Below are 24,646 nucleotides of genomic sequence, written 5' to 3' on the forward strand. Positions count from 1 at the left end.
TGAGGGAGAGGGTACCGTGATTAATAGGATTTACGCAGCAATGGCGGGCATGACCTGTCTGCTCACGGCTGTCGGCGCCCACGCCGATCAGCCGGTGCATTGGCAGATGGGCATGCAGGAGGCCGCCACGCCGATCATGCACGAAATTCGGTGGTTCGAACAATATACGCTCTGGTTCATTGTTCCCGTTACGATTTTCGTTCTTGCCTTGCTCATCGTCGTGGCCTTGAAATTCCGCGCTTCGGCAAATCCTGAGCCTTCCACGACAAGCCACAACACGGCCATCGAGGTCGTCTGGACACTGGCACCGGTTCTCATCCTTCTTTTCATCGCTTTTCCGTCGTTCAATCTTCTGAACGCGCAGCTCACACAGCCGGAAAACCCGGATCTGACGTTGAAGGCCACAGCCACACAGTGGCTCTGGAATTATGAGTATCCGGCAGCCGAGGGCGCAGAGCCGGTCGCTTTCGACAGCTATCTGCTGAAGGATGCCGACCGTGCTGCAGCGGGCAAGGAGGACAAGGGCCGCTATCCGCGTCTTCTTGCCGTTGACAACGAAATGGTCGTCCCGGTCGGCAAGACCGTTCGCCTTCTCGTGACGGCAGCGCCCACCGACGTGATTCATGCCTTCGCGATGCCGGCTTTCGGCGTCAAGATCGATGCGGTTCCGGGTCGTCTGAACGAGACCTGGTTCCGGCCGGAAAAGGAAGGACTTTATTATGGGCAGTGTTCCGAGCTTTGCGGCAAGGATCATGCCTTCATGCCGATCGCCATTCGGGTGGTTTCCGAAGAACAGTATAACACCTGGCTTGCTGCCGCCGCTTCCGATCTGAACGGCGCCAACCGGGCTCTGATGGCTTCCGTCGACGGTGCTCCGCGCACTGTTGATGTCGCAGCCAACGAAACCAACTGACGACTTGGAGTGAGGACATGGCTGGACATTCCCAACACGACGATCATCACTCGCATGGTCTTTCCGCACATGACGATCACGCTCATGATGCACATCATTCACACACACCTGGCTTCTTTGCGCGTTGGTTTCTGTCGACCAACCACAAGGATATCGGCACGCTGTACCTGATCTTCGCCATCATGGCGGGCATCGTCGGCGGTGCGCTCTCCGTCGTCATGCGTATGGAGTTGCAGGAGCCGGGCATCCAGATCTTCCACGGTCTGGCATCCATGGTTTACGGCTTCGAAGGCGATGCGGCCATCGATGGCGGCAAGCACATGTTCAACGTGTTCACGACCGCTCACGCGCTCATCATGATCTTCTTCATGGTCATGCCGGCGCTGATCGGCGGCTTTGCCAACTGGATGATCCCGATCATGATCGGTGCGCCAGACATGGCGTTTCCGCGTCTGAACAACATTTCCTTCTGGCTGCTCGTTCCCGCTTTCACGCTGCTGATCCTTTCGCTTTTTGTTGAAGGGCCAGCGGGTGCATTTGGTGTTGGCGGTGGCTGGACGATGTATCCGCCCTTGGCGACCAGCGGCATGCCGGGGCCGGCGGTGGATCTCGCGATCTTCGCGCTCCACGTTTCGGGCGCGTCGTCTATCCTCGGCGCGATCAATTTCATCACCACCATTTTGAACATGCGTGCACCTGGCATGACGCTGCACAAGATGCCGCTGTTTGCCTGGTCGGTTCTGGTTACGGCCTTCCTGCTGCTCTTGTCGCTGCCGGTTCTGGCTGGTGGCATCACCATGCTTCTGACCGACCGTAACTTCGGTACGGCCTTCTTCTCTCCGGAAGGCGGCGGTGACCCGATCCTCTATCAGCACCTGTTCTGGTTCTTCGGTCATCCGGAAGTGTACATTCTGATCCTGCCGGGCTTCGGCATCATCAGCCACATCATTTCCACCTTCTCCAGAAAGCCGGTCTTCGGTTATCTCGGCATGGCATACGCCATGGTGGCCATTGGCGCGGTCGGCTTCATCGTGTGGGCGCACCACATGTATACGGTCGGTCTGTCGCTCGAAGCGCAGCGCTATTTCGTGTTCGCAACCATGGTCATCGCGGTGCCGACCGGTATCAAGATCTTCTCGTGGATTGCAACGATGTGGGGCGGTTCGCTGAGCTTCCGTACCCCGATGATCTGGGCAATCGGCTTCATTTTCCTGTTCACCGTCGGCGGTGTGACAGGTGTGCAGCTCGCCAATGCCGGTCTCGACCGTTCGCTGCATGACACGTATTACGTTGTTGCCCACTTCCACTACGTTCTGTCGCTGGGCGCCGTCTTTGCAATCTTCGCAGGCTGGTACTACTGGTTCCCGAAGATCAGCGGTTACATGTACAACGAAACCATCGGTAATCTGCATTTCTGGGTAATGTTCGTCGGTGTGAACCTCGTGTTCTTCCCACAGCACTTCCTGGGTCTTGCAGGCATGCCACGTCGTTACATCGACTATCCGGATGCCTATGCCGGCTGGAATATGGTATCGTCCTACGGCTCCTACATCTCCGCCGTTGGTGTGCTGATCTTCCTCTTCGGTATCTGGGAAGCCTTCGCCAAGAAGCGGCTTGCGGGCAACAACCCCTGGGGCGAGGGTGCGAATACGCTGGAATGGCAGCTTTCTTCGCCCCCGCCTTACCACCAGTGGGAACAGCTTCCGCGCATCCGCTGAGGCATTTTGTCCAAGCGAACCTTGCGGCTGCACATGATAAATGTCAGATGCAGCCGTATTGCATGCGCTATGCAGCATGCCGGTGGAGGAAAAGCAGAGGTGTCGCGGTGGAGCGGCACCTGAAGAAAAGCAGGATAGGAAATGACCGTAATCGACAATCGCGAAACGCTGGGCGTTGAAAGCTCCGGGCTCTCGGAAGCCGGCGCACGCGATTATTTCGAGTTGTTGAAGCCGCGCGTCATGTCGCTCGTCGTCTTCACCGCGTTCGCAGGCCTCGTGCTGGCACCGGGAGAAATCAATCCCATTCTCGGCATTGTCGCTGTTCTCTGTATTGCCGTGGGCGCTGGAGCGTCTGGCGCGTTGAACATGTGGTATGACGCCGACATCGATGCCGTTATGAGCCGCACTGCCAAGCGTCCAATTCCGTCAGGACGTATTGCTCCGCGTGAGGCGCTCGCCTTCGGTTTGACGCTTTCAGCCTTTTCGGTCGTCATCCTTGGCCTGGCGGTCAATTGGTTTTCGGCCGCACTTCTGGCTTTTACCATCTTCTTTTATGCTGTCGTCTATACGATGTGGCTGAAGCGCTCGACGCCGCAGAACATCGTGATCGGCGGCGCCGCAGGCGCATTTCCGCCCATGCTCGGCTGGGCCTGTGTCACCGGTGGCGTCTCGCTCGATAGCATCATTCTGTTTCTCATCATCTTTCTTTGGACGCCGGCGCACTTCTGGGCGCTCGCGCTTTTCAAGATGCGTGACTATGGCTCTGTCGGTGTTCCGATGATGCCGAATGTCGCGGGTGAGCGGTCTACTAAGAACCAGATGATTGCCTACGCCGTTTTGACTGCGGCTGCAGCCGTTGCCCCGTGGTTCACCGGGCTCGCCAGTGCTGGTTACGGAATTTTCGCAGCGATCTTGAGCGCCATTTTCGTCTACTGTTCGTTCGACGTGCGACGCATGCCGGAAGGCGATGAAAAGATGCTGCCTGCAAAGAAGATGTTCGCCTATTCGATCCTTTATCTTTTTGCGATCTTTTCGGGTTTGCTGGCGGATCATTACGCCGTAGCTCTGAAGTCTGCGATGTCGGGAGTGTTTTGATGGAAACGGTCGAACTGAGCGAAACGCAGAAGAAATCGAGACGCGGTCGCAACATCGCGCTCGGTGTTCTGCTGGCTGGTCTTGTGGTGCTGTTCTACATCATCACCATCATCAAGATTGGTTCTCACTGACCATGTGAGACCGGAGGAGGGGAGGAGGACATGGCGAATATGGGCGCGGATACGGGAACGACTGGCACGCAACGGGTGAGCAATCGCTCGATCCTGGTGCTCTGTCTTGTTTTCTTTTTCGCCATGATCGGCATGGCCTATGCGGCAGTGCCGCTTTACACGCTGTTTTGTCGGGTGACGGGATATAACGGCACCACGCAACGGGTGGAGCAATATTCCGACGTTATTCTCGACAAGACGATCAATGTGACCTTCGACGCCAATACGTCGAACGGCCTCAACTGGGATTTCCGTCCGGTCGACAAGATGGTGAAGCCGAAGATCGGCGAAACCGTGCAGGTGATGTTCAAGGCGACGAATCGCTCACCGGTTCCAACGACCGGCACGGCGGTGTTCAATGTCACGCCGATGGAAGCAGGCGCCTATTTCAACAAGGTAGAGTGTTTCTGCTTTACGGAAACGACGCTGCAGCCGGGTGAAACCCTGGAAATGCCGGTGGTGTTCTTTGTCGATCCTGAGATCGTCAACGCGCGTGAAACACGCAACATTCATACTTTGACGCTTTCTTATACGTTTTATCCGGCGAAAACGGAAAAACCGGTTGCGTCGTTGCCGGCCAAGACAGAAGCTGGCGCAAGCAAATTGTGAGAGGAGGCCCGGTCTTCGATCGAGGACCTGGTCAGGGAATAGACATTCGGGGATTGTCGCACATGGCAGATACGCATCAGAAAAACCACGACTACCATATCATAGACCCCAGCCCCTGGCCGCTTCTTGCGTCCATCGGCGCTTTCGTGATGACCTTTGGCGGCGTCTGTTACATGCGGTATCTCTCGGGCGGCACATTCAAGCTGTTCGGGCTTGAGCTTGCCAATCCCTGGCTGTTCTATATCGGCCTCGTTATCGTGCTTTACACCATGTACGCCTGGTGGGCGGACACGATCAAGGAAGGCAACGAAGGTGCCCATACGCGCGTCGTGTCGCTGCATCTGCGTTACGGTATGATCATGTTCATCGCTTCTGAAGTGATGTTCTTCGTGGCTTGGTTCTGGGCTTATTTCGATGCCAGCCTTTTCCCGCATGAAGCAATTCAGGCATCGCGCCTTGAATACACCGGTGGGCAGTGGCCGCCCAAGGGCATCGAGGTCATCGACCCCTGGCACCTGCCGCTCTACAACACGGTTATCCTGCTTCTCTCCGGCACCTGCGTAACCTGGGCGCACCACGCCCTGCTGCATAATGACCGCAAGGGTTTGATTTCCGGTCTTGCTTTGACCGTCGCGCTTGGCGTTTTGTTCTCGACCGTGCAGGTCTATGAGTACATGCACGCCCCGTTCGACTTCAAAAACTCCATTTATGGCGCCACGTTCTTCATGGCGACCGGCTTCCACGGTTTCCACGTGTTCGTCGGAACGGTCTTCCTGCTGGTGTGCCTGTTCCGGGCGATCGCCGGTGGCTTCACGCCGAAACAGCATTTTGGTTTCGAGGCGGCTGCCTGGTACTGGCACTTCGTTGACGTGGTATGGCTGTTCTTGTTCTTCGCGATCTATATCTGGGGCGGTTGGGGCGCACCTCTGGCGCACGGTTGATCGTTTCCGAAACAAACGTAAGAGCGGCTTGCGGGCCGCTCTTTCTGTTTGTTCGGGAGGAGAAAGGTCCAGTGCGAGAGGGAGATCGTCATGTCCGGACCGGAGGGTAACGCTTTTGCGCCCGTTGACCCCGTGAAGACGGGTTTGGGCGGTTGCTGTCCACGCTGTGGAAACGGGCGGCTGTTCGACGGATTTCTCAAACTGCAGCCGGAATGCAGCGCGTGCGGCCTGGATTATTCCTTCGCTGACGCGGGCGATGGCCCGGCCGTCTTCGTCATGTTGATCGTTGGCTTTCTGGTCGTTGGGCTCGCTCTGTGGGTAGATGCCCGTTTTGCCCCGCCTGTCTGGGTGCATGCCATGCTCTGGCTTCCATTCACGATCATTATTTCCCTCATCCTCCTGCGCAAGCTGAAGGGCATCATCATTGCCCTGCAATATCGCAACAATGCAAGCGAAGGCAAAATCGATCGTGAATGACGGATCTCGTATGAAGGCTGCAGAAAGACGCGTCGGCTTCGCGGCGCCACTCGTGCTGCTTGCTCTCGCCATTTTGCTCGGCCTTGGCACATGGCAGGTCAAGCGGCTTTATTGGAAAGAAGGACTGATCGCCGATATTGCTGAAAGACGTGTGGCAAGTCCCGCATCGCTTTCCGATATTGAGGCGATGGCAAGGGCTGGTGAAGACATCGAGTACCGCCGGCTCAGCGTGAAAGGCGTTTTCGACCACAGTCGCGAGAGACATTTCTTCGCAACATATAACGGAAGTACTGGTTACTATATCTATACGCCGCTGACACTGGCAGACGGGCGGGTGGTCCTCATCAATCGCGGTTTTGTACCCTTCGAAATGAAGGAAGCTGCCAAGCGCATGGAAGGGCAGGTTGGCGGCGAGGTTGCGGTCGAAGGACTGGCGCGCGCCCGGCTTGCCGGCAAGCCATCGCTGATGCTACCCGACAACGACATTGCCAAGAATATCTTCTACTGGAAGGACATGACGGCGATGGCAGAGAGCGTGGGTATTCCTGCCACGCAGCTTGTTCCGATCTTTATTGACGCGAATGATGCCCCAAATCCGGGTGGATGGCCGAAAGGTGGCGTAACGCTCACAGATTTGCCGAACAATCACCTTCAATATGCGATAACGTGGTATGGCTTGGCAGCAGCCCTTGTCATTGTCGCCGGTTTTGCCTATTTCCGAAACGGGAAGGGGCAGGACGAGTAATCGGCGCGTGCTATCCGCAAGGAAGGCCAAAACCGAAGGCCAGGGAGAGGTACAGGAGCAGGAATGAACATTGCCGTTACCAAACCCCCTTTGACGATCCGGCTGTGCGGGCCGCGCGGTTTCTGCGCGGGCGTTGACCGCGCTATCCAGATTGTCGTGCTGGCGTTGAAGGCATACGGTGCCCCTGTCTATGTGCGTCACGAAATCGTGCACAATCGCTACGTCGTTGAAGGGCTGGAAGCCAAGGGTGCGGTCTTCGTCGAGGAACTGCATGAGATACCCTCCGAGCACCGCGAACAGCCCGTCGTCTTTTCCGCACATGGTGTGCCGAAGTCCGTGCCCGCTGATGCCGAGGCGCGCAATCTCTTTTATCTCGATGCCACATGCCCGTTGGTTTCCAAGGTTCACAAGCAGGCCATGCGGCATCAACGCCTCGGCCGCCACGTCGTACTGATCGGCCATGCCGGCCACCCGGAAGTCATCGGCACGATGGGCCAGCTTCCCGAAGGAACAGTCTCGTTGGTCGAGACGGTGGACGATGTCGATCACTACGAGCCAGCGGATCGTGAAAATCTCGGCTTCGTGACCCAGACGACGCTTTCCGTCGACGATACGGCGGGCGTGATCGCCAGACTTCAGGAACGGTTCCCTGCCATTCAGGCTCCGGCTGCCGACAGCATCTGTTACGCCACCACCAATCGACAGGATGCGGTGAAACAGGCAGCTCCCGGCTGCGATCTTTTCATCGTCGTCGGCGCACCCAACTCCTCTAATTCGAAGCGCCTGGTCGAGGTTGCCCTGCGGGCCGGCGCAAAGCGCTCCGTGCTGGTGCAGCGCGCATCTGAAATCGATTGGAACGAAATTGGCGATGTCAAAACCGTTGGTCTGTCGGCGGGCGCATCAGCGCCGGAGGTGATCGTCGATGAGATCATCGAAGCCTTCAAAGCACGGTTCGACACGACGCTTGACCTTGCCGTTACGGTTGAGGAAACAGAGCATTTCCTCGTGAACCGCGAGCTTCGCGCCATCGAACTGACAACCGAGGATATGGCTTTCGTGAATGGCAATGCCAGCAACGCGCTGCCACCAAAGACGGCCGCAGGCAGCATCTCCTGATCCCAAATTTCAATCCTGTCCCTAGCAAGAGATTTTAAATTGGCAGTTTACACGGACATCACCGAAGATGATCTGAGGAATTTCCTCACGCAATACGATGTCGGCGAACTCACCTCCTATAAGGGAATTGCCGAAGGTGTCGAAAACTCCAATTTCCTGCTGCATACGACCAAAGACCCGCTGATCCTGACGCTCTATGAGAAGCGTGTGGAAAAGTCGGACCTGCCGTTTTTCCTGGGTTTGATGCAGCACCTGTCGGCAAAGGGCTTGTCCTGCCCATTGCCGCTGCCACGCAAGGATAGCGCGCTGCTTGGCGAATTGTCCGGTCGTCCCGCCGCACTGATTTCCTTCCTGGAAGGTATGTGGCTGAGAAAACCGGAAGCCAAACATTGCCGGGAAGTCGGCAAGGCACTGGCCGCCATGCATCTTGCCGGAGAAGGCTTCGAGATCAAGCGCCCCAATGCACTGTCCGTTGAGGGCTGGAAGGTTCTTTGGGACAAATCCGAAGAGCGCGCCGACGAAGTGGAAAAGGGCCTGAAGGCCGAGATCGCGCCAGAGCTCGAATACCTCGCCGCAAACTGGCCCGCTGATCTGCCCGCCGGCGTCATTCATGCAGATCTGTTCCAGGACAACGTGTTTTTCCTGGGCGACGCGCTTTCTGGCCTGATTGATTTCTACTTCGCCTGCAACGATTTGCTCGCCTATGACGTATCGATCTGCCTCAACGCCTGGTGCTTCGAGAAGGACGGTGCTTATAACGTTACCAAAGGCAAGGCGTTGCTGGAAGGCTACCAGTCGGTGCGTCCGCTGAGCAAGGACGAACTCGAGGCACTACCGCTTCTGGCACGCGGCTCTGCGCTGCGCTTTTTCCTCACCCGTCTCTACGACTGGCTGACGACGCCGGCTGGCGCACTGGTCGTCAAGAAAGATCCGATGGAATATCTGCGCAAGCTGCGTTTCCACCGGACGATTGGCAACGTTGCCGAGTACGGACTGGCAGACGCATGAAACATATCGATATCTTTACCGACGGTGCCTGCTCGGGCAATCCTGGGCCTGGCGGCTGGGGCGCTGTCTTGCGCTTCGGCGAAATCGAGAAAGAGCTGTCAGGCGGTGAAGCCGAAACCACCAACAACCGCATGGAATTGATGGCGGCGATCTCAGCGCTCAACGCCTTGAAAGAACCTTGCGAGGTCGACCTTTACACGGATAGCTCCTACGTGAAGGATGGCATCACCAAGTGGATTTTCGGCTGGAAGAAAAAGGGCTGGAAAACCGCTGACAACAAGCCGGTCAAGAATGTCGAGCTTTGGCAAGCACTTGAGACGGCCCGCGAGCGCCACAAGGTGACGCTGCACTGGGTCAAGGGCCACGCTGGACATCCTGAAAACGAACGTGCCGACGAATTGGCACGCAAAGGCATGGAGCCTTTCAAACGGCGGTAATGAAAGCCTGTTCTATTCCGCATCGCGCTCGATGCAGGACGAGAATATGGGGTTGAGAAAACTGAAACCCGACTTATCTTGTCGGCAATCATCCGCCTCGATGCCAACTGCGTCTGTCATCGGCGGGAACGGAAACGCAGACGAAGAGGCATCTCATGATCCTGCATTGTGTATTTTTGCGTTTTAAGGCAGCAACGGCGTCTTCTGAAAAACAGGCAGTCTTCGAGGCCATTGCAGCCCTGAAAGACGATATTCCTGGTATCGTGGATGTCAAATACGGCCAGAATGTCTCGCCGGAAGGCTTGAACGGTGGCTTTGTCGACGGTTTTATCGTGACTTTGGAGAGCCCGGAGGCGCGCGATGACTATCTCGCTCATCCCAAGCACATCGAAGTTGGCGAACGTCTTGTTTCGCTGACGGATGGCGGCCTGGCGGGACTTCTGGTTTTCGATATGAACACATGAAAAAGGGCGGTTTTACCGCCCTTTTCTTTTTTCCATGATCGTCAGGATCAAAGCTGTTCGATCATCGTCGCAGCCGACGAGACGGTCGCCTGACCGGGGTTTTCTTCGATGTTGAGCGACTTTACCACACCGTTCTCGACCAGCATGGAATAACGCTTGGAGCGGACGCCAAGGCCGCCGCCGGAGAGATCGGCATCAAGGCCGAGCGCTTTCGTAAAGGAAGCGTCCCAATCGGCGAGGAAGTGGATTTTGCCCTGTCCTCCGGAAGCCTGTGCCCAGGCGCCCATGACGTGCCAGTCGTTGACAGCGATCACGGCAATGTCGTCAACGCCCTTGCCAAGAATGGTGTCTCGGTTTTCCAGGTAACCAGGCAGATGGTTCAGCGTGCATGTTGGCGTGAAAGCGCCCGGCACGGCGAACAGCACCACCGTCTTGCCGTTGAAGAGGTCATCGGTGCTGGTTTCCACCGGGCCGTCAGCGGTCTTTTCCTTGAATGTCGCGGAAGGCAGCTTGTCGCCGATCTTGATGGTCATGTCTTTGCTCCTGTGGCAATGCAGTCCACCGGACTATAGAGCATCAATATTGAAAATCGAGTGCCGTTTTGCACTCTTCCGAATGCGACGCCACACCCGTCAAGGCTTTGGAAAATTAAGGTTCGTCTCCATCGCCCGATTGCCGCTCTTGACCAGAATAGGCCAGCTTTGGCCCGGCACCTGATAGGTCTTGGGAAGTCCCTTGATGTTCATGTAGAACGATAACTTGCGTTTGTCGCGCACCAGGTTCTGTGGCTCGAAATAGGCAAAACCAGATGGCCCGGCGACAAATATTTCCGTTTCTTTCGGTGCGTTTTCCGGCAGCAGCAATTGTACGCCGAGCATGGTTTTGTCCGGGGTAATGTGAAAATCGGTGACCTTGAAGTCGTCGGAGGCGGCCTCCGGCAAGGTCGCGCGTGCTTCATTCAGCAACTTGCGCTCCTCGTCATTGGTGTCTTCAGGTTTACCACGGCCGATCTCGAACGTCGCCTCGAAGGGAATGCAGATATTCTGGCATACCCCGATGAAGGCAGTCATCCGGACTTTCTCATTGGTGGCATTGCCGAGGGTCTTGAGCTCGAAGGGGAGCCCGACAGCCTGATCGTATCCGATGTCGTTGAGATCGCCATTCTCGATCAGTTTGGGAACGGGATAAGACATCGAAGACAACGTCACGCCACTGGCCGGATCGAGGTTGATCTGTGGTGGTATGCCTGCTTCGCCCGGTTCTCGCCAATAGGTAATCCAGCCGGGGTTGGGCTCGATTTGCAGGACACCACGGATACTACCGTTTTCGTCGCCCGAAAGGGCAACGACCCGCATCCGCCCGCCCTCGCTGCTGGCCCAGTCGGTGATTTCCGCCTGCGCTGCGTGCGCACTGCCCGCGATGATGGCGATTGCAATACAAGAACGTGAAAACTGCAAGAATGTCCTGATGCTCATACTTCCCGTCTAACGCAACATTGCCGGGTGGGCCAGTTACGAATTTGTGCCGTTCATCATTTTCGGTTGATTGATAACGCACTATGCCTCATCCTATTGACTGTCGAAATGCGAGCGCCGCATTCCGCCGACGTGCGGATGACGGCCTTCTGGAGGCGCCTGTGAGTTTTTCAACCCTGATGGAAAAACGCGAACGTGGCTTTCTCGACGGTCAGTTTCTGATCGCCATGCCAGGATTGGACGATGGAAACTTCGCCCGTTCGGTCGTTTACATCTGCGCCCATTCGGACGCAGGTGCCATGGGATTTATCATCAATCGGCCACAGCAGATAACGTTCACGGACATTCTTCTGCATCTCAAACTGGTGGATAGCAATGATGCCATCATGCTGCCCAACCGCACCCGCGATTTCCCCATACAGTCCGGTGGCCCGGTCGAAACCGGTCGTGGTTTCGTGCTTCACTCGGATGACTATGGGAGCGAGTCGAGTATTCCCGTAAGCGATGAGATTTCACTGACGGCGACGCTTGATATCGTCAGAGCCATTTCCAACGGCCATGGTCCGAAGCGGGCGACAATGCTGCTCGGCTACGCGGGGTGGGGGCCAGGCCAGCTTGAAAACGAAATCGCGAATAATGGCTGGCTCAATTGCCCCGCATCCGATGATCTGATCTTCGACAGGCTTTTGGATAACAAGTACGAGCGCGCTCTGGCACTGATGGGCGTTGATCCGCGCATGCTGTCGGCTGAGGCCGGGCACGCCTGAGCCCTCATTGAAGTTCGTTTTGTTGTCGGAACCAAACTCCGAGCCCTGACGTTACTCCCCCGAAAACTGGACGACTAGTTCGGTTCAACAAGGGAGAAATACCATGGGTAGCACATCCGATAAGATCGCCGGCAAAGCAAACGAAGTCGCAGGCAAGGTGAAGAAAAACGTCGGCGAAGCGACTGGCAATAATGAATTGCGCGCCAAGGGTGCCGCCCAGGAAGCAAAGGGCAAGGTGCAGACCAGCGTCGGCAAGGCGAAAGACGCCGTAAAGGGTGCGGTCGACCGGATGTAACAAGGGATCTGACCGCGAACCTTCCGCGGCCTGAAACTTCGAGCGCATGTGTCTTTCGATACATGCGCTCTTCTCGTAGAAGCGCCTGTTTTGGCGTTTTTCCCTCCTGCCCAGCACACAGGTCACTCATGAAGCTCTTCTCCTGCGCCTCCTGCGGACAACCCGTCCATTTTGACAATCGCTTTTGTGTGTCCTGCGGTCATCGGCTGGCCTTCGTGCCGGAGCGACTTTCCATGGAAGCCCTAGCGCCGGTTGGTGAACCAAACTGGCAGCTTGTGGCTGAACCTGAGAAGCAGGTGCGTTTTTGCGCCAATGAAGTCAACGATATCTGTAACTGGTCTGTCCCGGCGCAAAGCGAAAGTGCCTTTTGTCCGGCATGCAGCCATAACCGCCTAGTGCCGGATATCGCGACGGAGCAAGGGATCGGGCAATGGCGGCGGATCAGCCAGGCCCAGCGTCACCTCTTTTATTCACTGTTACGTCTCAAGCTTCCTCACCCCAACAGGGATGTCGATCCTGCCGGTGGGCTCGTCTTTGATTTCCTTGTCGATGAAGTTGCGCCTGATGGTTCGGTGATCCCGGCCATGACGGGGCATGACGAAGGGCTGATTGCTATCAGGGCGGCGGAAGCCGATGATGTGACGCGCGAACAGGTGCGCGCCAACATGAACGAGCCCTATCGAACCATGTTGGGGCATTTCCGTCATGAGGTGGGGCATTTCATCTGGAACAAGCTGGTCCGCGACAAAAACCTGTTCGAGCCATTCCGTGCTGCGTTCGGTGACGAACGCGAGGATTACGGAGCGGCGCTGCAACGGAACTATGAGCAGGGTCCCAGACCCGACTGGCAGGATAGTTTCATCAGCTCTTATGCCTCCGTACATCCCTGGGAGGATTTCGCGGAGTGTTTCGCCCATTATCTGCACATCGTCGACACGCTGGAAACGGCGCGGGCCTTTGGTGTTGCTGTTGATCCCGATGGGCACGAGGAAATGGCTGCGGAAGTCACGTTTGATCCCTACAATGCCCGTAGTGCCGAGCAAATCGTCAAGGCGTGGATTCCTCTCAGCGTTGCCATCAATTCCATCCAGCGCAGCATGGGGGAGGCGGACCTATATCCCTTCGTGCTGACACCGCCGGTGGTTTCGAAACTGGAGTTCATTCGTGCATTGCTGCACGGAAAAATCGTTGGCGTAAGCGAAACGCAGCAAGACGTGCAGCAGACGGCAATGGTTCAGTAAGGCGCGCTATATCTGCGGCATCCTCGGCATGACCCGAGGATGCCTGCATTTTTTACGAAGCTCTTTTGGTCTGCTGGAACTGCTCACGAAGCAGCTTCAGTGCCGTTTCGGCGGTGCCCGGGGTGCCAAACAGGAAGCTCTGTCCGTAATGGCAGTTCATGCGGGCAAGTTCCGCCGCATCCTCAGGTGTTTCGATACCTTCCGCCACCACCTGCATGTCCAGTGCACGCGCCATGGCAATGACGGAACGCAACAAAACATTGCGCTTGTCGCTTGTATTGGCAACCAGCGCCTTGTCGAGCTTTATCGTGTCGAAGGGGAAACGGGTCAGATAGGCCAGCGACGAATAACCCGTGCCGAAATCGTCCATCGCAAGGCTGAGGCCGGTTTCCTTGAGTTTGGACAGAACAAGGCGTGCCTGTTCTGGGTTTTCCATCACCACCGATTCCGTCAGTTCCAGCTTCAACTGCTGCGGATTGCAGCGCGTGCGCGTCAGCATGCTGCGCACATCGTTGTACAACTCGTTGTTCAGCAATTGCGCGCTGGAAATATTGACAGAAATGAAGATCGGCATCTTGTCGATGGCATGCTGCCAGTCCATCAGGTCGGTCGCAGCACGCTCAAGGGCGAACATGCCTAGCGGTTCGATCAATCCGGATGCTTCCGCGACGGGGATGAACTCGCTCGGCGGAATATTGCCGCGCTTCGGGTGTTCCCAGCGCATCAGCGCTTCGAAACCGGCAAGCCCGCCGTCATCGAGTTTGATGATTGGCTGATAGGCAAGCGAGAGTTCCTTGCGCTCGATGGCGCGGCGCAGATCACTCTCCATCTGCAGACGATCCGTACCGGAGGTGCGGAAGGCCGGGCGGAACGGTTCAACGCGGTTGCCACCGGCGCGCTTGGCCCGGTACATCGCCAGTTCGGCGTCGCTGAGCAGACCGGCAGCACTTTCCTGCTGGTCGATCCAAGAGACAAGGCCGATCGAGGCTGTCAGGATGATTTCGCGATTGGCGAAATTGATTGGCACCATGATCGCCTTGTTCACCGCATCGGCGAAATCTGCAACACGTTGCGGATCGCGCTCCGACGTGAGGATCAGACCGAATTCATCACCGCCAAGACGGGCAAGCGTATCTTGCGGTTTCAGAAGGCGACGCAGACGTCGTGTCAGCGCAATCAGAATGTTGTCGCCAGCAGCAATGCCCAGCGTGTCGTTGACCAGCTTGTAGCGGTCAATATCGATCGCCATCACGGTCGGGCGCACGCTCTCGCCATCGGAGGACAGGTTAAGGATCGACTGCAGGCGGTCAAGGAACACCTGCCGGTTCGGAAGGCCGGTCAGGTTGTCATTCATCGCATCCTGCAGCAGTCGCTCGACCGAGTTTTTCTGTTCGGTGATATCGGTGATGGTACCAACGCAGCGAATGATTTCACCGTTAGAGCCAAGAACCGGACGGGCGCGGATCTGCAGCCAGTGGAAATGGCCGTCTTCGGCGCGGATGCGGAACTCGTGGTTGAGACGTCCCTTGCGATGATCCAGCAGTACATCCAGCGTCGCCTTGAAGCGGTCGCGATCGTCTGGATGCAGGCGCGGCAGCCAGTTGCGGGCCGCACCATGCATCGTGCCAGGTTCCAGCCCAAGCCGGTTGGAAATATCCGGGGTGGTGACGATGCGGTCACGGGTCACGTCCCAGTCCCAAACCGTATCACCAGACCCTGTCAATGCCAGGGACTGGCGCTCCAGATCGGAGAACAGGCCCTGCTGGTACGCACTGCCGGCAAAGGCATGCTGGATCACGGTGAAGCCGATCAGGAGCACGATCAAAACCAGCCCGCCGCCAAGCGCCGGCTGCACGATGTCGTTGTCCAGTTGCCCCGTCACTGTCAGCCAGCTTCCGAACAGCCAGACAAGAATGAGGGCCCATGACGGCACGAGCAGGATAGCCCGGTCGTAGCGGTTAAAGCCGAGATAGATGATCAGCGCGATACCCGCCGTCGCGGTCAGTGCGAAGGAAACGCGCGCGATCCCCGACGCAACCGAGGGGTCGTAGATCGCCACACCGAATAGTACAGCCAGACCCACCACCCAGGCAAAGGTCGCATAACCAAGATGCGCGTGCCATCGGTTGAGGTTGAGATAGGTAAACAGGAAGACCACGAAGCTGGAGGCGAGCGCCACTTCGGCGCCCGCCCTCCATATTCGTTGATCGCTGGATGTCACGGTTATGAGCTTTTCAAGAAAGCCGAAGTCAACGCAGATATAGGCAAGCACGGCCCAGGCAAGAGCGGCCGACGCCGGCAGGACCGAGGTGCCCTTCACGACGAACAGGATCGTCAACAGCACGGCCAGTAGGCCGGCAATGCCGAGCACGATGCCGCGATAGAGGGTGAAGGCGTTGATGGTATCCTTGTAGGCTTCCGGCTCCCACAGATAGATCTGCGGCAATTGCGGTGTCGAAAGCTCGGCAACGAAGGTAATGACGGAGCCGGGGTTCAGCGTAATGCGGAACACGTCAGCATCGGGGCTCGGTTGCCGGTCAAGCGCAAAGCCTTCCGAAGGCGTGATGGCGATGATGCGTTGCGAACCAAGATCAGGCCAGAACAGCTTGGAATTGACCAGACGGAAATGCGGCGCGACGATGACGCGCTCGAGCTGCTCTTCCGAGACGTTGGCAAGCGCAAAGACAGCCCAGTCGCCCTGGTGGTCTGGCGAGCTGGCGCGCACCTCGATACGCCGGCGGATGCCATCTGGGCCCGGCGCGGTCGATACCTGGAAAGCTTCGCCCTGGTTGGCGTAGATGTCGGTGGTCGCGGTCAGGTCAAGCGCGGTGTCGTCACGGGAAATCTTGACGGGTTCGAAGGCTTGTGATGCAGAGGCAAAAAACAACAGCAGCAAGAAGATCGGTGCGGCCAGCGACAACGCCGCCATACGTCGAGCAGTGCGGAGCGCAAAGTGATCGTTGGTCATATATCGTACTTCGTTCCGCCGGAGCTTTGCTTGTCGGCAAGAAGGGAAAACATCACATGATCCCGCCATTCGCCGTTGATTTTCAGATATTCCCGCAAGAGACCTTCCCGCTGGAAACCGGCATTTTCAAGAAGCCGGATGCTTTTGAAGTTTTCCGGAATACAGGCTGCCTCGATGCGGTGCAACTGAAGTCCGTTAAAGATGTAGGGAATTACCAATTTTAATGCGGCAGACATATGGCCTTGTGCGGCGTATCGCTCTCCAATCCAGTAGCCGATCATGCAGCTTTGCGCCGCGCCGCGGCGAATATAGCCAACGGTAAGCCCGCCGAGCAGCGTCGCCTCTTTTTCGAAAAGCAGAAATGATACGGCAGTACCGGAGGAAAACTCCTGGCCGTTGCGCACGACGCGCATGCGAAACGAGCTTTCCGTCAGCTCATCGGAGCGCCAGGCCGGTTCCCACGGTTGAAGAAACTGCCGGCTCTCCGATCGCAATGTGTGCCATTGTTTGAAATCGCCATAACGCGGCAATCTCAAAAGGTGGTTGTCGCTGCGCAATTCTGGCGTGTCATGGTGTCGGGAAAGAAAACGCAGCATTCAAGTCCCTGTGCGGAACGCCTCCGCTCTCAGCCGTTTGCGATGATCTTTGCAGGCTGCTGCGCAGAAAGCGCCGCAGTGATGTCCGAGAGCGGTGCCAGATTTTCAAGCGGGCCGATTGCGGACAATGTAGGAACTCTATCGAAAAACAGCCGTCCCGCAAGATCGGTCAGGCGCTCGACGGTGATGTCGCCAAGGCGCTGCATCATTTCCTCGTTTGGAATGGGGCGACCATAAAGCATCATCTGGCGGGCGATCTGACCGGCGCGAGCCGCAGGGCTTTCCTGGCCCATCAGCAATTGTGCCCTGATCTGGGCGCGGGCGCGGTCGATTTCCTGCTGATTGATCGTTTCTGAGGATTTTGCCAGTTCGTGGACGATGACAGGCACCAGTTCCGCCAGATCGGCGCTGCCGGTTGCCGCGTGAACGCCGAAAACGCCGGTATCGGAAAAACCCCAATGGAAGGCATAGACGGAGTAGCAAAGGCCGCGATGTTCACGCACTTCCTGGAAAAGTCTGGATGACATGCCGCCGCCGAGGATATTGGCGAGGATCTGCGAGCAATAGAAGTCACGGGCGTGATACGCCTTACCTTCAAAGCCGAGCAGAACCTGTGCGTCCATCAGGTCGCGCGTTTCGCGGATTTCGCCTCCTGTATAAATCGCTTTTTCGAAGACAGGCGGTGCACTGGGAACCAGCGGAAGCGAAGCGAAGCGCGCTTCCACCTGCTTGACGAAGCTGTCATGATCGACAGCGCCCGCCGCAACGACGAAAATCCTGTCCGTCGTGTAGTTGCGGGAGAGGTAATTACGGATCTGGCCGGTGGTGAAGGACTGCACCGTCTCGGGTGTGCCGAGGATCGGCCGACCAATGGTCTGGTCGCGATAGGCGACACCGGAAAAATTATCGAAGATCACGTCGTCAGGCGTATCGGTTGCCGCACCGATCTCCTGGAGAATGACGTTCTTTTCACGCTCCAGTTCGTCTTCGTCGAACAGCGACTCCGTCAGGATGTCAGCAAGAATATCGACGGCAAGGGGGACGTGGTCTTTGAGGACGCGGGCGTAATAGGACGTGGTTTCCGTCGATGTCGCCGCATTGACCTCTCCGCCGACATTCTCGATCTCTTCGGCGATCTGTCGAGCTGTGCGCCGCGACGTGCCTTTGAACGCCATATGTTCGAGAAGGTGGGCAATGCCGTGTTCGGCATTCGTTTCGTTGCGGGAGCCTGACTTGATCCACACCCCGAGAGCGACGCTTTCGAGATGTGGCATTCTTTCCGTCACAACGGTTAACCCGGACGAAAGCCGGGTCAAATTTACTTTCATATCAGCGTCTTTCCGCGTCTCTATTTGCTGGCGCGCGCATGTTTGCCGATAAATGTTTCCACGGCTTTAAGCTCTGCGTCCAGAACGTCGAAACGCTCCTCCCGGTTCATCAGATCGGAGAGCCATACTGGAAGCGCCGGATCGATTGCGCAAGCGGATTTTACAGCGGCCGGGAATTTAGCCGGGTGGGCCGTCGACAGAACGACCATCGGGCTTGTCGGCTTTTCATACTTCTCAGCCACAAAAACGCCGGTCGCCGTATGCGGGTCGATCAGATAGCCGGTCTTTTCCAGGGTGTCGCGAATGGTTGCTGCAACCTGCTTTTCCGTGGCGCGTCCGGCGCGGAAGTCGCGCTTGATGAATTTCATGGCCTTAGCCGGAATTTCGAAAGCGCCTGACTGTTTCAGGCCGTCCATCGATGCTTTCACAGCGCTGGCGTCGCGGTCATATGCTTCGAACAGCAAACGCTCGAAGTTGGACGAAATCTGAATGTCCATCGACGGCGAAGTGGTGGCTTTGACGCCGCGCATCTCGTAGCGGCCGGTTTTCAGCGTGCGTGCGAGGATGTCGTTGTCGTTGGTTGCGACCACCAGCTTGTCGATAGGCAGCCCCATTTTCTTGGCGACGTAACCGGCGAAGATGTCACCGAAGTTGCCGGTCGGCACAGTGAAGGAAATCTTGCGGTCCGGACCACCGAGTGCAAGCGAGGCGGTGAAGTAGTACACAACCTGCGCCATGATGCGCGCCCAGTTGATGGAGTTGACGCCCGAGAGCTTCACGCCATCGCGGAACTTGCCATCATTGAACATTTCTTTGACGAGGTTCTGGCAGTCGTCGAAATTGCCGTTGATCGCCAGCGCGTGCACGTTCGAAGCGGTCGAGGTCGTCATCTGGCGCTGCTGCACCGGTGAAACCTTGCCGTTCGGGAAGAGAATGAAGATGTCGGTGCGTTCACGGCCTGCAAAGGCGTCGATGGCTGCGCCGCCGGTATCACCGGAAGTGGCGCCAACGATCGTGGCACGTTCGCCGCGCTGGGTGAGCGTGTAATCCATCAGACGGGCGAGGAGCTGCATCGCCACGTCCTTGAACGCCAGCGTGGTACCGTGGAACAGTTCCAAAACAAAGCTGTTGGGGCCCGTCTGAACCAGTGGAACAACAGCCGGATGACGGAATGTCGCATAGGCGTCGTCGATCATGGAGCGGAAAGTGTCGGCTGGAATTTCGCCGCCGGTAAAGCGGTAGAGAACCTCAAAGGCGACTTCCTGATAGGTCTTGCCGCGAAGATTGCGGATTTCCTTTTTGGACATGGAAGGCCATTCGCGCGGCACATAAAGCCCGCCATCGCGCGCCAGACCCGCCAGAAGCGCGTCGCAAAAACCAAGCGATGGGGCGGTACCCCTGGTCGATACATATTTCACGAGATGTTCCCTTGTCCTTGACCTGCACGTCTACCGGCTTTCCGCCTCGAAAGCGGCGATTGGCGAGGTAATGAAGGGCTTTCTGCAAAATTCAAGCAAAACCGAACATCAGCCAATCGATTTTTTCTGGCGTCGCTGCTATAGACCATCGCCACCCGGCGTGAAAGGCCAATAAACAGCGTCTCCGGTTCGGTTCCGGGGCAAGGGATGAGGAGTTAGCAGAGTGTCAGGGAATTTCTTGCGTTTGTCCGCCGCGATGTCGCTTCTGGTTGTTGTTGCGGGCTGCAACTCATCCAATCCGTCGGAGTCCCTGGCGGTCAATCCTCCTGCGAATGCGGCCAATCCGGTCGCTCCAGTCGTTCAGGCCAATTGCCCGACGGTTACCATTCTCGATACCAACGCCGTCCATCGCGTATATGCCGGTGGCGCCAAGGATGACCCGACCAAGCTCGCCTATCAGGTCTCTCTGTCTGATACGACGCGTTCTTGCAGCATGAACGAGTCGACGTTGACCGTGAACGTGCTGGCCCAGGGACGTCTGGTGCCTGGTCCGATGGCGAAGCCCGGCCGCGTTACGGTGCCGATCCGCGTGACGGTGAAGGATGGCGACGGTGAGATCTTTGGTGAGACGACGAATTTTGCTGTTGACGTGCCGGCGGGTTCCGCAGGGACGCAGTTCATTTTCAGCAACGATCACGTTGCCATTCCGAACGCTCCAGGCGGTGCGCCGAAGACGGCAAACGTCTTCATCGGCTTTGCCGATCAGGCTGCCAAGGGCGCACGAGCCAAGACATCGCGCCGTTAAACTCGGCCAAGAATGAAAAAAGCCGGGGCAGCAGGTGCGGCCCCGGCTTTTTCTTTGATTGTGATAGGGCTTAGAACGCGCCCTGCCATTCAGCCATGGCGGCAATGACGGCAGGCAAATCCTGCATACGGGAAATCACAGTCTCAGCACCGGCGTCCGTCAAGCGGTCGGCATGGCTTGGGTAGGTGTGAGACGCGCCGGTAAAGCCGACAACGCGCATGCCTGCAGCCCGTGCACCATGGATGCCATGAACGGAATCCTCGACCACGACCACGCGATCGGGAGAAACACCGAACTGCGCCGCGCCGTGCAGGAAAATGTCCGGCTTCGGTTTTACGCGATCAGCCCCGAGATCCTTAGCTGAATAGATATGCGGCGCGAAATATGGCTTCAGACCGACCTTCGTCAGCATCATATCGAGACGGTGGCTGGATGAATTGGAGCAGATGCAGCGAGGTGTCGTCAGGCGCGACAGTGCAAATTTCACGCCTTCGATGATTTTAACATCCCGTTCCAGTCGTGCGTCGAGCAGTTTTTCCGACTTTTCAAGCAACGAAGCCGAAAATGGAATGCTGGCTTCGCTTTCGACCTGAAGAAGAATGTTCTTCCAGGTCATGCCGGCGAAGCGCTCACCCATCTCCTCGACTGAGATCGGGTAACCCGCCTCTGTCAGCAGGCGGGATTCCACCTGCGCTGCAATGATTTCGGAATCGACGAGAACGCCGTCGCAGTCGAAAATAATGAGGTCGAAGCCGCTCATGGGCACTCCCTGTATCGGATCTGTTATGGAGGAAAAGCGATGCCGGGCTTTTAGACCATGTGGGCATCAATCTCAACCAGCCTGTTTGCAAGGGATATTTCCGCACACGACATGGCTCGCCGTGAATATCGTCGCCGTAAAAACTGCTACACAGTTTTGCGCGACATGCGCTATGTGAGGTCATGCCCAAAACCGCCCAAACCAGACCTGAAGATACGATTGCCGCCCGAATAAGCCGCGCCCTGGCGGATCGCATCGTGCGTGGTGAACTGGCGCCGGGTGAGCGTCTGCGTCAGGACCATATCGCCGCTGAATTCGGTGCCTCGCACGTACCGGTACGCGAAGCTTTTCGCAGGCTTGAGGCGCAGGGGCTTGCCGCCAGCATTCCACGGCGCGGCGTGCGTGTCGCCGATTTCGGTCTTTCCGACGTGCGCGAGGTGGCCGAAATGCGAGCCGCGCTCGAGGTGCTGGCGCTGCGTCACGCCATTCCGAACATGACGGCAAACATTCTCGATGCTGCGGAAGCGGCAACGCTTGAGGGAGATCGGGCGCTCAATGTCCAACATTGGGAAGACGCAAACCGTCGCTTCCATCGGCTGATCACCGAACCGTGCAATATGCCGCGCCTGATGGAGGCGATCGACGGGCTTCACGCAGCCAGTGCACGGTTCCTGTTTTCGGCATGGCGGGCAGGGTGGGAGCGGCGAACCGATACGGATCACCGTGCCATCATAGACGCCTTGCGCGGTGGGCGTGCGGAAGAGGCCGTTCGCATCCTTGATGGCCACGTGCAGTGGATTGGCCGCACCGCAATCCGGACATCATCCGGTTCTGTCCATGATGCATTCGCGATCGTCGGATAAATTATAGATAATTTTATATCGATATAAATTATTGATTATGCGTCGTTATTTTCGATGCTGTCCACAATCGTCGTTCTCGATTGATGCTGCTCGCTCCTTCTTCTGTTGCGTTTTTGTGAGATTCTCGCGTACCAATAGGCCGCTCGTAGAAATTATCTATAATTTTTAAAAGGAGAGATAGATGGCGACCGAGATACGCAATTCCACGATTGCATTTTTTGACATTCCCGCGCGATCTTACGTGCAGCAGGCGATATTCATTGTTGCCGGAACTTTGGTCCTCGCACTTGCTTCGCAGATTTCGGTGCCGATGGTGCCTGTGCCGATCACCATGCAGACATTTGCGGTGACGATGATCGGTGCGCTTTACGGCTGGCGTCTTGGCACATTGACTGTCTTGGCCTGGCTTGGTGAAGCCATGATCGGTCTACCGGTGCTTGCGGGTCTCAAATCCGGCATCGCGCCGTTTATCGGCCCGACCGCCGGCTACCTCGTCGCCTTTCCGGTGATGGCGGCACTTGTCGGTTTTGTCACCGAACGCGGTGTAACGGGCGAACGCCCGGTTGCGGGTTTCCTTCTTCACCTGCTTGCGAACATCCTTTGCCTTGCGCTCGGCTGGATTTGGCTGGCAGGTGTTATCGGCGCTGAAAAGGCTTGGATTGCGGGCGTGGCACCCTTCATCCTGGGTGCGGTGTTGAAGTCGGCACTCGCAGCATCTGTCCTGAAAGCCGTGTCGCTGCGCCGGAATAACGCCGCGTGACGATACGCCTTCGCGCCCATCATCTTCTCTGCATACTCACCTATGTGGGGAAGGGGTACACGCCAGGCTTCACGGTCAATTATGACCGTGTCGCCAGGCGTATGAACGATGGCGAGGAGATCGAACTCGTCGAAGGCCCTGACGACATTTGCCAGGGTCTTCTCTGCGAGAAAGACGCGCATTGCTTCAATGACAGCGTACGCCGGAGAGACGAGACCGCTCGGCATCTGGTGTCTGCCTTGATGAACGAGACGTTCACTCCCGGCAAACGCTTTCAGCTTTCACCAGAATTCCTGTTGAAACTGCGCCTTGCCTTCGCCGCTGGCGAATTGAGGCGGGCCTGTCAGGGGTGCCAGTGGCAAAAGTTATGTGATCGGGTGGCCACATCGGGATTTTGTGGAGTCAGGATCGGGGAGCCGATCACCGCGGTCGAGATCACTCCGTGACCTTGATTTCGGTTCGCTCGGCAGCCTTGACCGTGGCCTTGATCTCTTTCGGGTCACGGTTCGCTTTCTTCTCGTAGGTCACTCTTACGGAGTAGTCGCCGGGGTGCAATGTCTCCTGATGCTCTGTGTCATAGCGGCCGGAAATCTCCTCCGGTGTGCCCTGCAGATCCCTGGTGATTGCCATGATGTCGATTCTCTCGGCCCCGGCCGCTTTGACGACTAGGATGCCGGCGTCGAGATTGACGGTTATTTCGGTCCGCTTTCCAGCCGTTACCGTAAAGGGTTGCTGCACGGTCACTTTGCCGAGGCGCGCGCTCATCATGAAGTCGCCCGCAGGCATCTCCATAACCTTGCCAACGCCATAAACGCCGTTGATGGACTGGCGTGTGCCGTCCAGTGTCTCCTTGGCCGAAAGCGCCTCGAAGCGGATATCGCCCGTCTCAACTGCTTTTCCATCCTGCGCGTAAACGGCCTTTGCAATGACAACGCCGCTTGGAATGATCAGGTCGTGACGCAAGGTTTCACCAGCTTTCACGGAAAGGGTTTCCTCTGCACGCGCCGGGCCAATGCTGCCGATAAGCTTGACGGTCCCTGCCGGCACGAAAGCGTGGGTTTCTCCGTAAATGCTTTCCTTGAACGGTCCTTGGGTGACTTCTGTTCGCGCCTGCGCTTCAACGTCTCCGCCGGGACTGCGTCTTGGTATCACCGTCAATTCAGCGGCGTCGAAATTGGCTTTGGGTCTCGCCGTCGCGCCATCCTTAACTTCGAATGGGATTTCGCGAACGATGTTACCAAGAGCAGCAACGGCCACATACTTGCCGACAGGCAGTTTGGCCTCGAAGGTGGCGTCATAGGAGCCACCGGCATTGACATCGGAGCGTTGCCCGGATGCATCCGCTTTGTAAAAGTCCCATCGTACCGTCGCGCTGTCGCCAAGTGATGGACCACCATCGTAAAGCACCGCATCCGTGACAACGTTGAAAGCAGCTTTCGGTACCTGTGACCATGAGGGTGTAGCAAGAGCCATCAGGATGGCGAAGGATACGGCACCTGCCGCGAACGGGACCGTTTTTTCCATGATGCGCATCTGTAAATTTACCCCCGCGTTTCCGGTCTTTTTGCGACGCCAACGCGTCGGCACGAATGACCTGTTGTGCGCAACGTTTATACGTGCCCGCCGGTTCCATTCCGGATCGAGAACACGGACGCACTGACGGTCGCTTGCGTGTTT

Annotated in this window: 27 protein-coding genes; 19 read left to right on the forward strand and 8 right to left on the reverse strand. The window is 57.2% G+C overall.

The window, feature by feature from the left end; translation table 11 throughout:
* Positions 1-49 precede the first annotated feature (49 nt).
* The 12 genes from coxB to HWX89_RS12330 all read left to right on the forward strand — a co-directional run bounded on the left by coxB (position 50) and on the right by HWX89_RS12330 (position 9,693).
* A complete protein-coding gene (coxB, locus tag HWX89_RS12280; RefSeq protein ID WP_210271380.1) occupies positions 50-913 on the forward strand; it encodes a cytochrome c oxidase subunit II in 864 nt (287 codons plus the stop codon).
* A gap of 17 nt (positions 914-930) precedes the next feature.
* Positions 931-2,631: a cytochrome c oxidase subunit I gene (gene ctaD / locus HWX89_RS12285; protein WP_138794745.1), complete on the forward strand. Its 1,701-nt coding sequence runs from the start codon at positions 931-933 to the stop codon at positions 2,629-2,631.
* A 141-nt stretch (positions 2,632-2,772) separates the two neighbouring features.
* Positions 2,773-3,726: a heme o synthase gene (locus tag HWX89_RS12290; RefSeq protein ID WP_138794746.1), complete on the forward strand. Its 954-nt coding sequence runs from the start codon at positions 2,773-2,775 to the stop codon at positions 3,724-3,726.
* Entirely contained in the window at positions 3,726-3,857 is a 132-nt protein-coding gene (locus HWX89_RS26450) for a cytochrome c oxidase system small membrane protein (RefSeq protein ID WP_138794747.1), read from the forward strand. The genes HWX89_RS12290 and HWX89_RS26450 overlap by 1 nt, the downstream gene beginning before the upstream one ends.
* A 30-nt stretch (positions 3,858-3,887) precedes the next feature.
* On the forward strand, positions 3,888-4,505 hold the full coding sequence (locus HWX89_RS12295) for a cytochrome c oxidase assembly protein (protein WP_138794748.1): 618 nt from the start codon (positions 3,888-3,890) through the stop codon (positions 4,503-4,505).
* Positions 4,506-4,567: 62 nt separating this feature from the next.
* Positions 4,568-5,446 carry a cytochrome c oxidase subunit 3 gene (locus HWX89_RS12300; protein WP_138794749.1) on the forward strand — a complete coding sequence of 293 codons (879 nt, stop codon included), beginning with the start codon at positions 4,568-4,570 and terminating at the stop codon, positions 5,444-5,446.
* Positions 5,447-5,536: 90 nt separating this feature from the next.
* Positions 5,537-5,923, forward strand: coding sequence for a DUF983 domain-containing protein (locus HWX89_RS12305; RefSeq protein WP_138794750.1), 387 nt, complete (start codon positions 5,537-5,539; stop codon positions 5,921-5,923).
* A gap of 10 nt (positions 5,924-5,933) precedes the next feature.
* Positions 5,934-6,668: an SURF1 family protein gene (locus tag HWX89_RS12310; protein WP_138794751.1), complete on the forward strand. Its 735-nt coding sequence runs from the start codon at positions 5,934-5,936 to the stop codon at positions 6,666-6,668.
* Positions 6,669-6,731: 63 nt separating this feature from the next.
* Positions 6,732-7,784 (forward strand): 4-hydroxy-3-methylbut-2-enyl diphosphate reductase, encoded by a 1,053-nt coding sequence (gene ispH / locus HWX89_RS12315; RefSeq protein ID WP_138794752.1) that lies wholly within the window; start codon positions 6,732-6,734, stop codon positions 7,782-7,784.
* A gap of 39 nt (positions 7,785-7,823) precedes the next feature.
* Positions 7,824-8,792, forward strand: a complete 969-nt coding sequence (locus HWX89_RS12320) for a homoserine kinase (protein WP_138794753.1) — start codon at positions 7,824-7,826, stop codon at positions 8,790-8,792.
* On the forward strand, positions 8,789-9,229 hold the full coding sequence (gene rnhA, locus HWX89_RS12325) for a ribonuclease HI (protein WP_138794754.1): 441 nt from the start codon (positions 8,789-8,791) through the stop codon (positions 9,227-9,229). Before HWX89_RS12320 ends, rnhA begins: the two co-directional genes overlap by 4 nt.
* A 155-nt stretch (positions 9,230-9,384) precedes the next feature.
* Complete coding sequence (locus HWX89_RS12330; protein WP_138794755.1) at positions 9,385-9,693, forward strand: Dabb family protein; 309 nt, start codon at positions 9,385-9,387, stop codon at positions 9,691-9,693.
* A 47-nt stretch (positions 9,694-9,740) separates the two neighbouring features.
* Here the strand turns inward: HWX89_RS12330 and HWX89_RS12335 are convergent, their stop codons facing one another.
* Both HWX89_RS12335 and HWX89_RS12340 read right to left on the reverse strand, forming a co-directional pair.
* The gene (locus HWX89_RS12335; RefSeq protein ID WP_138794756.1) at positions 9,741-10,226 is read right to left on the reverse strand and encodes a peroxiredoxin; all 486 of its coding nucleotides are present in this window, start codon (positions 10,224-10,226) and stop codon (positions 9,741-9,743) included.
* Positions 10,227-10,325: 99 nt separating this feature from the next.
* Positions 10,326-11,168, reverse strand: coding sequence for a protein-disulfide reductase DsbD domain-containing protein (locus HWX89_RS12340; RefSeq protein WP_138794757.1), 843 nt, complete (start codon positions 11,166-11,168; stop codon positions 10,326-10,328).
* Positions 11,169-11,329: 161 nt separating this feature from the next.
* On the opposite strand from HWX89_RS12340, the gene HWX89_RS12345 reads away from it, so the two are divergent.
* The 3 genes from HWX89_RS12345 to HWX89_RS12355 all read left to right on the forward strand — a co-directional run bounded on the left by HWX89_RS12345 (position 11,330) and on the right by HWX89_RS12355 (position 13,471).
* Positions 11,330-11,935 carry a YqgE/AlgH family protein gene (locus tag HWX89_RS12345; RefSeq protein WP_138794758.1) on the forward strand — a complete coding sequence of 202 codons (606 nt, stop codon included), beginning with the start codon at positions 11,330-11,332 and terminating at the stop codon, positions 11,933-11,935.
* Positions 11,936-12,038: 103 nt separating this feature from the next.
* Complete coding sequence (locus HWX89_RS12350; RefSeq protein ID WP_003521119.1) at positions 12,039-12,230, forward strand: CsbD family protein; 192 nt, start codon at positions 12,039-12,041, stop codon at positions 12,228-12,230.
* Positions 12,231-12,358: 128 nt separating this feature from the next.
* Positions 12,359-13,471 (forward strand): zinc-binding metallopeptidase family protein, encoded by a 1,113-nt coding sequence (locus HWX89_RS12355; protein WP_138794759.1) that lies wholly within the window; start codon positions 12,359-12,361, stop codon positions 13,469-13,471.
* Between the two features lie 52 nt (positions 13,472-13,523).
* On the opposite strand, the gene HWX89_RS12360 is transcribed toward HWX89_RS12355, so the two are convergent.
* The 4 genes from HWX89_RS12360 to thrC are packed head-to-tail and all read right to left on the reverse strand — an operon-like array spanning position 13,524 to position 19,781.
* The gene (locus HWX89_RS12360) at positions 13,524-16,400 is read right to left on the reverse strand and encodes an EAL domain-containing protein (RefSeq protein ID WP_246705150.1); all 2,877 of its coding nucleotides are present in this window, start codon (positions 16,398-16,400) and stop codon (positions 13,524-13,526) included.
* 35 nt (positions 16,401-16,435) lie between these two features.
* The gene (locus HWX89_RS12365) at positions 16,436-17,035 is read right to left on the reverse strand and encodes a GNAT family N-acetyltransferase (protein WP_138794761.1); all 600 of its coding nucleotides are present in this window, start codon (positions 17,033-17,035) and stop codon (positions 16,436-16,438) included.
* 29 nt (positions 17,036-17,064) lie between these two features.
* Positions 17,065-18,363, reverse strand: coding sequence for a M16 family metallopeptidase (locus HWX89_RS12370; RefSeq protein ID WP_138794762.1), 1,299 nt, complete (start codon positions 18,361-18,363; stop codon positions 17,065-17,067).
* 20 nt (positions 18,364-18,383) lie between these two features.
* The gene (thrC, locus tag HWX89_RS12375) at positions 18,384-19,781 is read right to left on the reverse strand and encodes a threonine synthase (protein ID WP_138794763.1); all 1,398 of its coding nucleotides are present in this window, start codon (positions 19,779-19,781) and stop codon (positions 18,384-18,386) included.
* A 256-nt stretch (positions 19,782-20,037) separates the two neighbouring features.
* On the opposite strand from thrC, the gene HWX89_RS12380 reads away from it, so the two are divergent.
* Positions 20,038-20,586 (forward strand): PilZ domain-containing protein, encoded by a 549-nt coding sequence (locus HWX89_RS12380; RefSeq protein WP_178340744.1) that lies wholly within the window; start codon positions 20,038-20,040, stop codon positions 20,584-20,586.
* Positions 20,587-20,656: 70 nt separating this feature from the next.
* Here the strand turns inward: HWX89_RS12380 and HWX89_RS12385 are convergent, their stop codons facing one another.
* Positions 20,657-21,346 carry an HAD family hydrolase gene (locus HWX89_RS12385; protein ID WP_138794765.1) on the reverse strand — a complete coding sequence of 230 codons (690 nt, stop codon included), beginning with the start codon at positions 21,344-21,346 and terminating at the stop codon, positions 20,657-20,659.
* 182 nt (positions 21,347-21,528) lie between these two features.
* Here HWX89_RS12385 and HWX89_RS12390 point away from each other — a divergent pair, with 182 nt between their 5' ends.
* The 3 genes from HWX89_RS12390 to HWX89_RS12400 all read left to right on the forward strand — a co-directional run bounded on the left by HWX89_RS12390 (position 21,529) and on the right by HWX89_RS12400 (position 23,415).
* The gene (locus HWX89_RS12390) at positions 21,529-22,209 is read left to right on the forward strand and encodes a GntR family transcriptional regulator (RefSeq protein ID WP_138794766.1); all 681 of its coding nucleotides are present in this window, start codon (positions 21,529-21,531) and stop codon (positions 22,207-22,209) included.
* A gap of 181 nt (positions 22,210-22,390) precedes the next feature.
* A complete protein-coding gene (locus HWX89_RS12395) occupies positions 22,391-22,969 on the forward strand; it encodes a biotin transporter BioY (RefSeq protein WP_138794767.1) in 579 nt (192 codons plus the stop codon).
* Positions 22,966-23,415 (forward strand): DUF1284 domain-containing protein, encoded by a 450-nt coding sequence (locus HWX89_RS12400; protein WP_353505676.1) that lies wholly within the window; start codon positions 22,966-22,968, stop codon positions 23,413-23,415. Before HWX89_RS12395 ends, HWX89_RS12400 begins: the two co-directional genes overlap by 4 nt.
* On the opposite strand, the gene HWX89_RS12405 is transcribed toward HWX89_RS12400, so the two are convergent.
* Positions 23,405-24,493, reverse strand: a complete 1,089-nt coding sequence (locus HWX89_RS12405; RefSeq protein ID WP_502707594.1) for a hypothetical protein — start codon at positions 24,491-24,493, stop codon at positions 23,405-23,407. The genes HWX89_RS12400 and HWX89_RS12405 overlap by 11 nt on opposite strands.
* Positions 24,494-24,646 lie beyond the last annotated feature (153 nt).

This window comes from Rhizobium sp. RM (genome assembly GCF_013390595.1).
In the GTDB taxonomy this organism is placed as follows: domain Bacteria; phylum Pseudomonadota; class Alphaproteobacteria; order Rhizobiales; family Rhizobiaceae; genus Agrobacterium.

Excerpts from the sequence above, each read along its gene's own strand:
- HWX89_RS26450 (WP_138794747.1), top strand. The coding sequence starts at position 3,726 with ATGGAAACGGTCGAACTGAGCGAAACGCAGAAGAAATCGAGACGCGGT.
- HWX89_RS12290 (WP_138794746.1), top strand. The coding sequence starts at position 2,773 with ATGACCGTAATCGACAATCGCGAAACGCTGGGCGTTGAAAGCTCCGGG.
- HWX89_RS12370 (WP_138794762.1), bottom strand. The coding sequence starts at position 18,363 with ATGAAAGTAAATTTGACCCGGCTTTCGTCCGGGTTAACCGTTGTGACG.
- coxB (WP_210271380.1), top strand. The coding sequence starts at position 50 with ATGACCTGTCTGCTCACGGCTGTCGGCGCCCACGCCGATCAGCCGGTG.
- HWX89_RS12385 (WP_138794765.1), bottom strand. The coding sequence starts at position 21,346 with ATGAGCGGCTTCGACCTCATTATTTTCGACTGCGACGGCGTTCTCGTC.
- HWX89_RS12390 (WP_138794766.1), top strand. The coding sequence starts at position 21,529 with ATGCCCAAAACCGCCCAAACCAGACCTGAAGATACGATTGCCGCCCGA.
- ispH (WP_138794752.1), top strand. The coding sequence starts at position 6,732 with ATGAACATTGCCGTTACCAAACCCCCTTTGACGATCCGGCTGTGCGGG.
- HWX89_RS12305 (WP_138794750.1), top strand. The coding sequence starts at position 5,537 with ATGTCCGGACCGGAGGGTAACGCTTTTGCGCCCGTTGACCCCGTGAAG.
- HWX89_RS12300 (WP_138794749.1), top strand. The coding sequence starts at position 4,568 with ATGGCAGATACGCATCAGAAAAACCACGACTACCATATCATAGACCCC.
- HWX89_RS12355 (WP_138794759.1), top strand. The coding sequence starts at position 12,359 with ATGAAGCTCTTCTCCTGCGCCTCCTGCGGACAACCCGTCCATTTTGAC.
- HWX89_RS12380 (WP_178340744.1), top strand. The coding sequence starts at position 20,038 with ATGTCGCTTCTGGTTGTTGTTGCGGGCTGCAACTCATCCAATCCGTCG.
- rnhA (WP_138794754.1), top strand. The coding sequence starts at position 8,789 with ATGAAACATATCGATATCTTTACCGACGGTGCCTGCTCGGGCAATCCT.
- HWX89_RS12360 (WP_246705150.1), bottom strand. The coding sequence starts at position 16,400 with ATGGCGGCGTTGTCGCTGGCCGCACCGATCTTCTTGCTGCTGTTGTTT.
- HWX89_RS12395 (WP_138794767.1), top strand. The coding sequence starts at position 22,391 with ATGGCGACCGAGATACGCAATTCCACGATTGCATTTTTTGACATTCCC.
- HWX89_RS12335 (WP_138794756.1), bottom strand. The coding sequence starts at position 10,226 with ATGACCATCAAGATCGGCGACAAGCTGCCTTCCGCGACATTCAAGGAA.
- HWX89_RS12330 (WP_138794755.1), top strand. The coding sequence starts at position 9,385 with ATGATCCTGCATTGTGTATTTTTGCGTTTTAAGGCAGCAACGGCGTCT.
- HWX89_RS12365 (WP_138794761.1), bottom strand. The coding sequence starts at position 17,035 with ATGCTGCGTTTTCTTTCCCGACACCATGACACGCCAGAATTGCGCAGC.
- HWX89_RS12350 (WP_003521119.1), top strand. The coding sequence starts at position 12,039 with ATGGGTAGCACATCCGATAAGATCGCCGGCAAAGCAAACGAAGTCGCA.
- ctaD (WP_138794745.1), top strand. The coding sequence starts at position 931 with ATGGCTGGACATTCCCAACACGACGATCATCACTCGCATGGTCTTTCC.
- HWX89_RS12405 (WP_502707594.1), bottom strand. The coding sequence starts at position 24,493 with ATGGAAAAAACGGTCCCGTTCGCGGCAGGTGCCGTATCCTTCGCCATC.
- HWX89_RS12340 (WP_138794757.1), bottom strand. The coding sequence starts at position 11,168 with ATGAGCATCAGGACATTCTTGCAGTTTTCACGTTCTTGTATTGCAATC.
- HWX89_RS12310 (WP_138794751.1), top strand. The coding sequence starts at position 5,934 with ATGAAGGCTGCAGAAAGACGCGTCGGCTTCGCGGCGCCACTCGTGCTG.
- HWX89_RS12295 (WP_138794748.1), top strand. The coding sequence starts at position 3,888 with ATGGCGAATATGGGCGCGGATACGGGAACGACTGGCACGCAACGGGTG.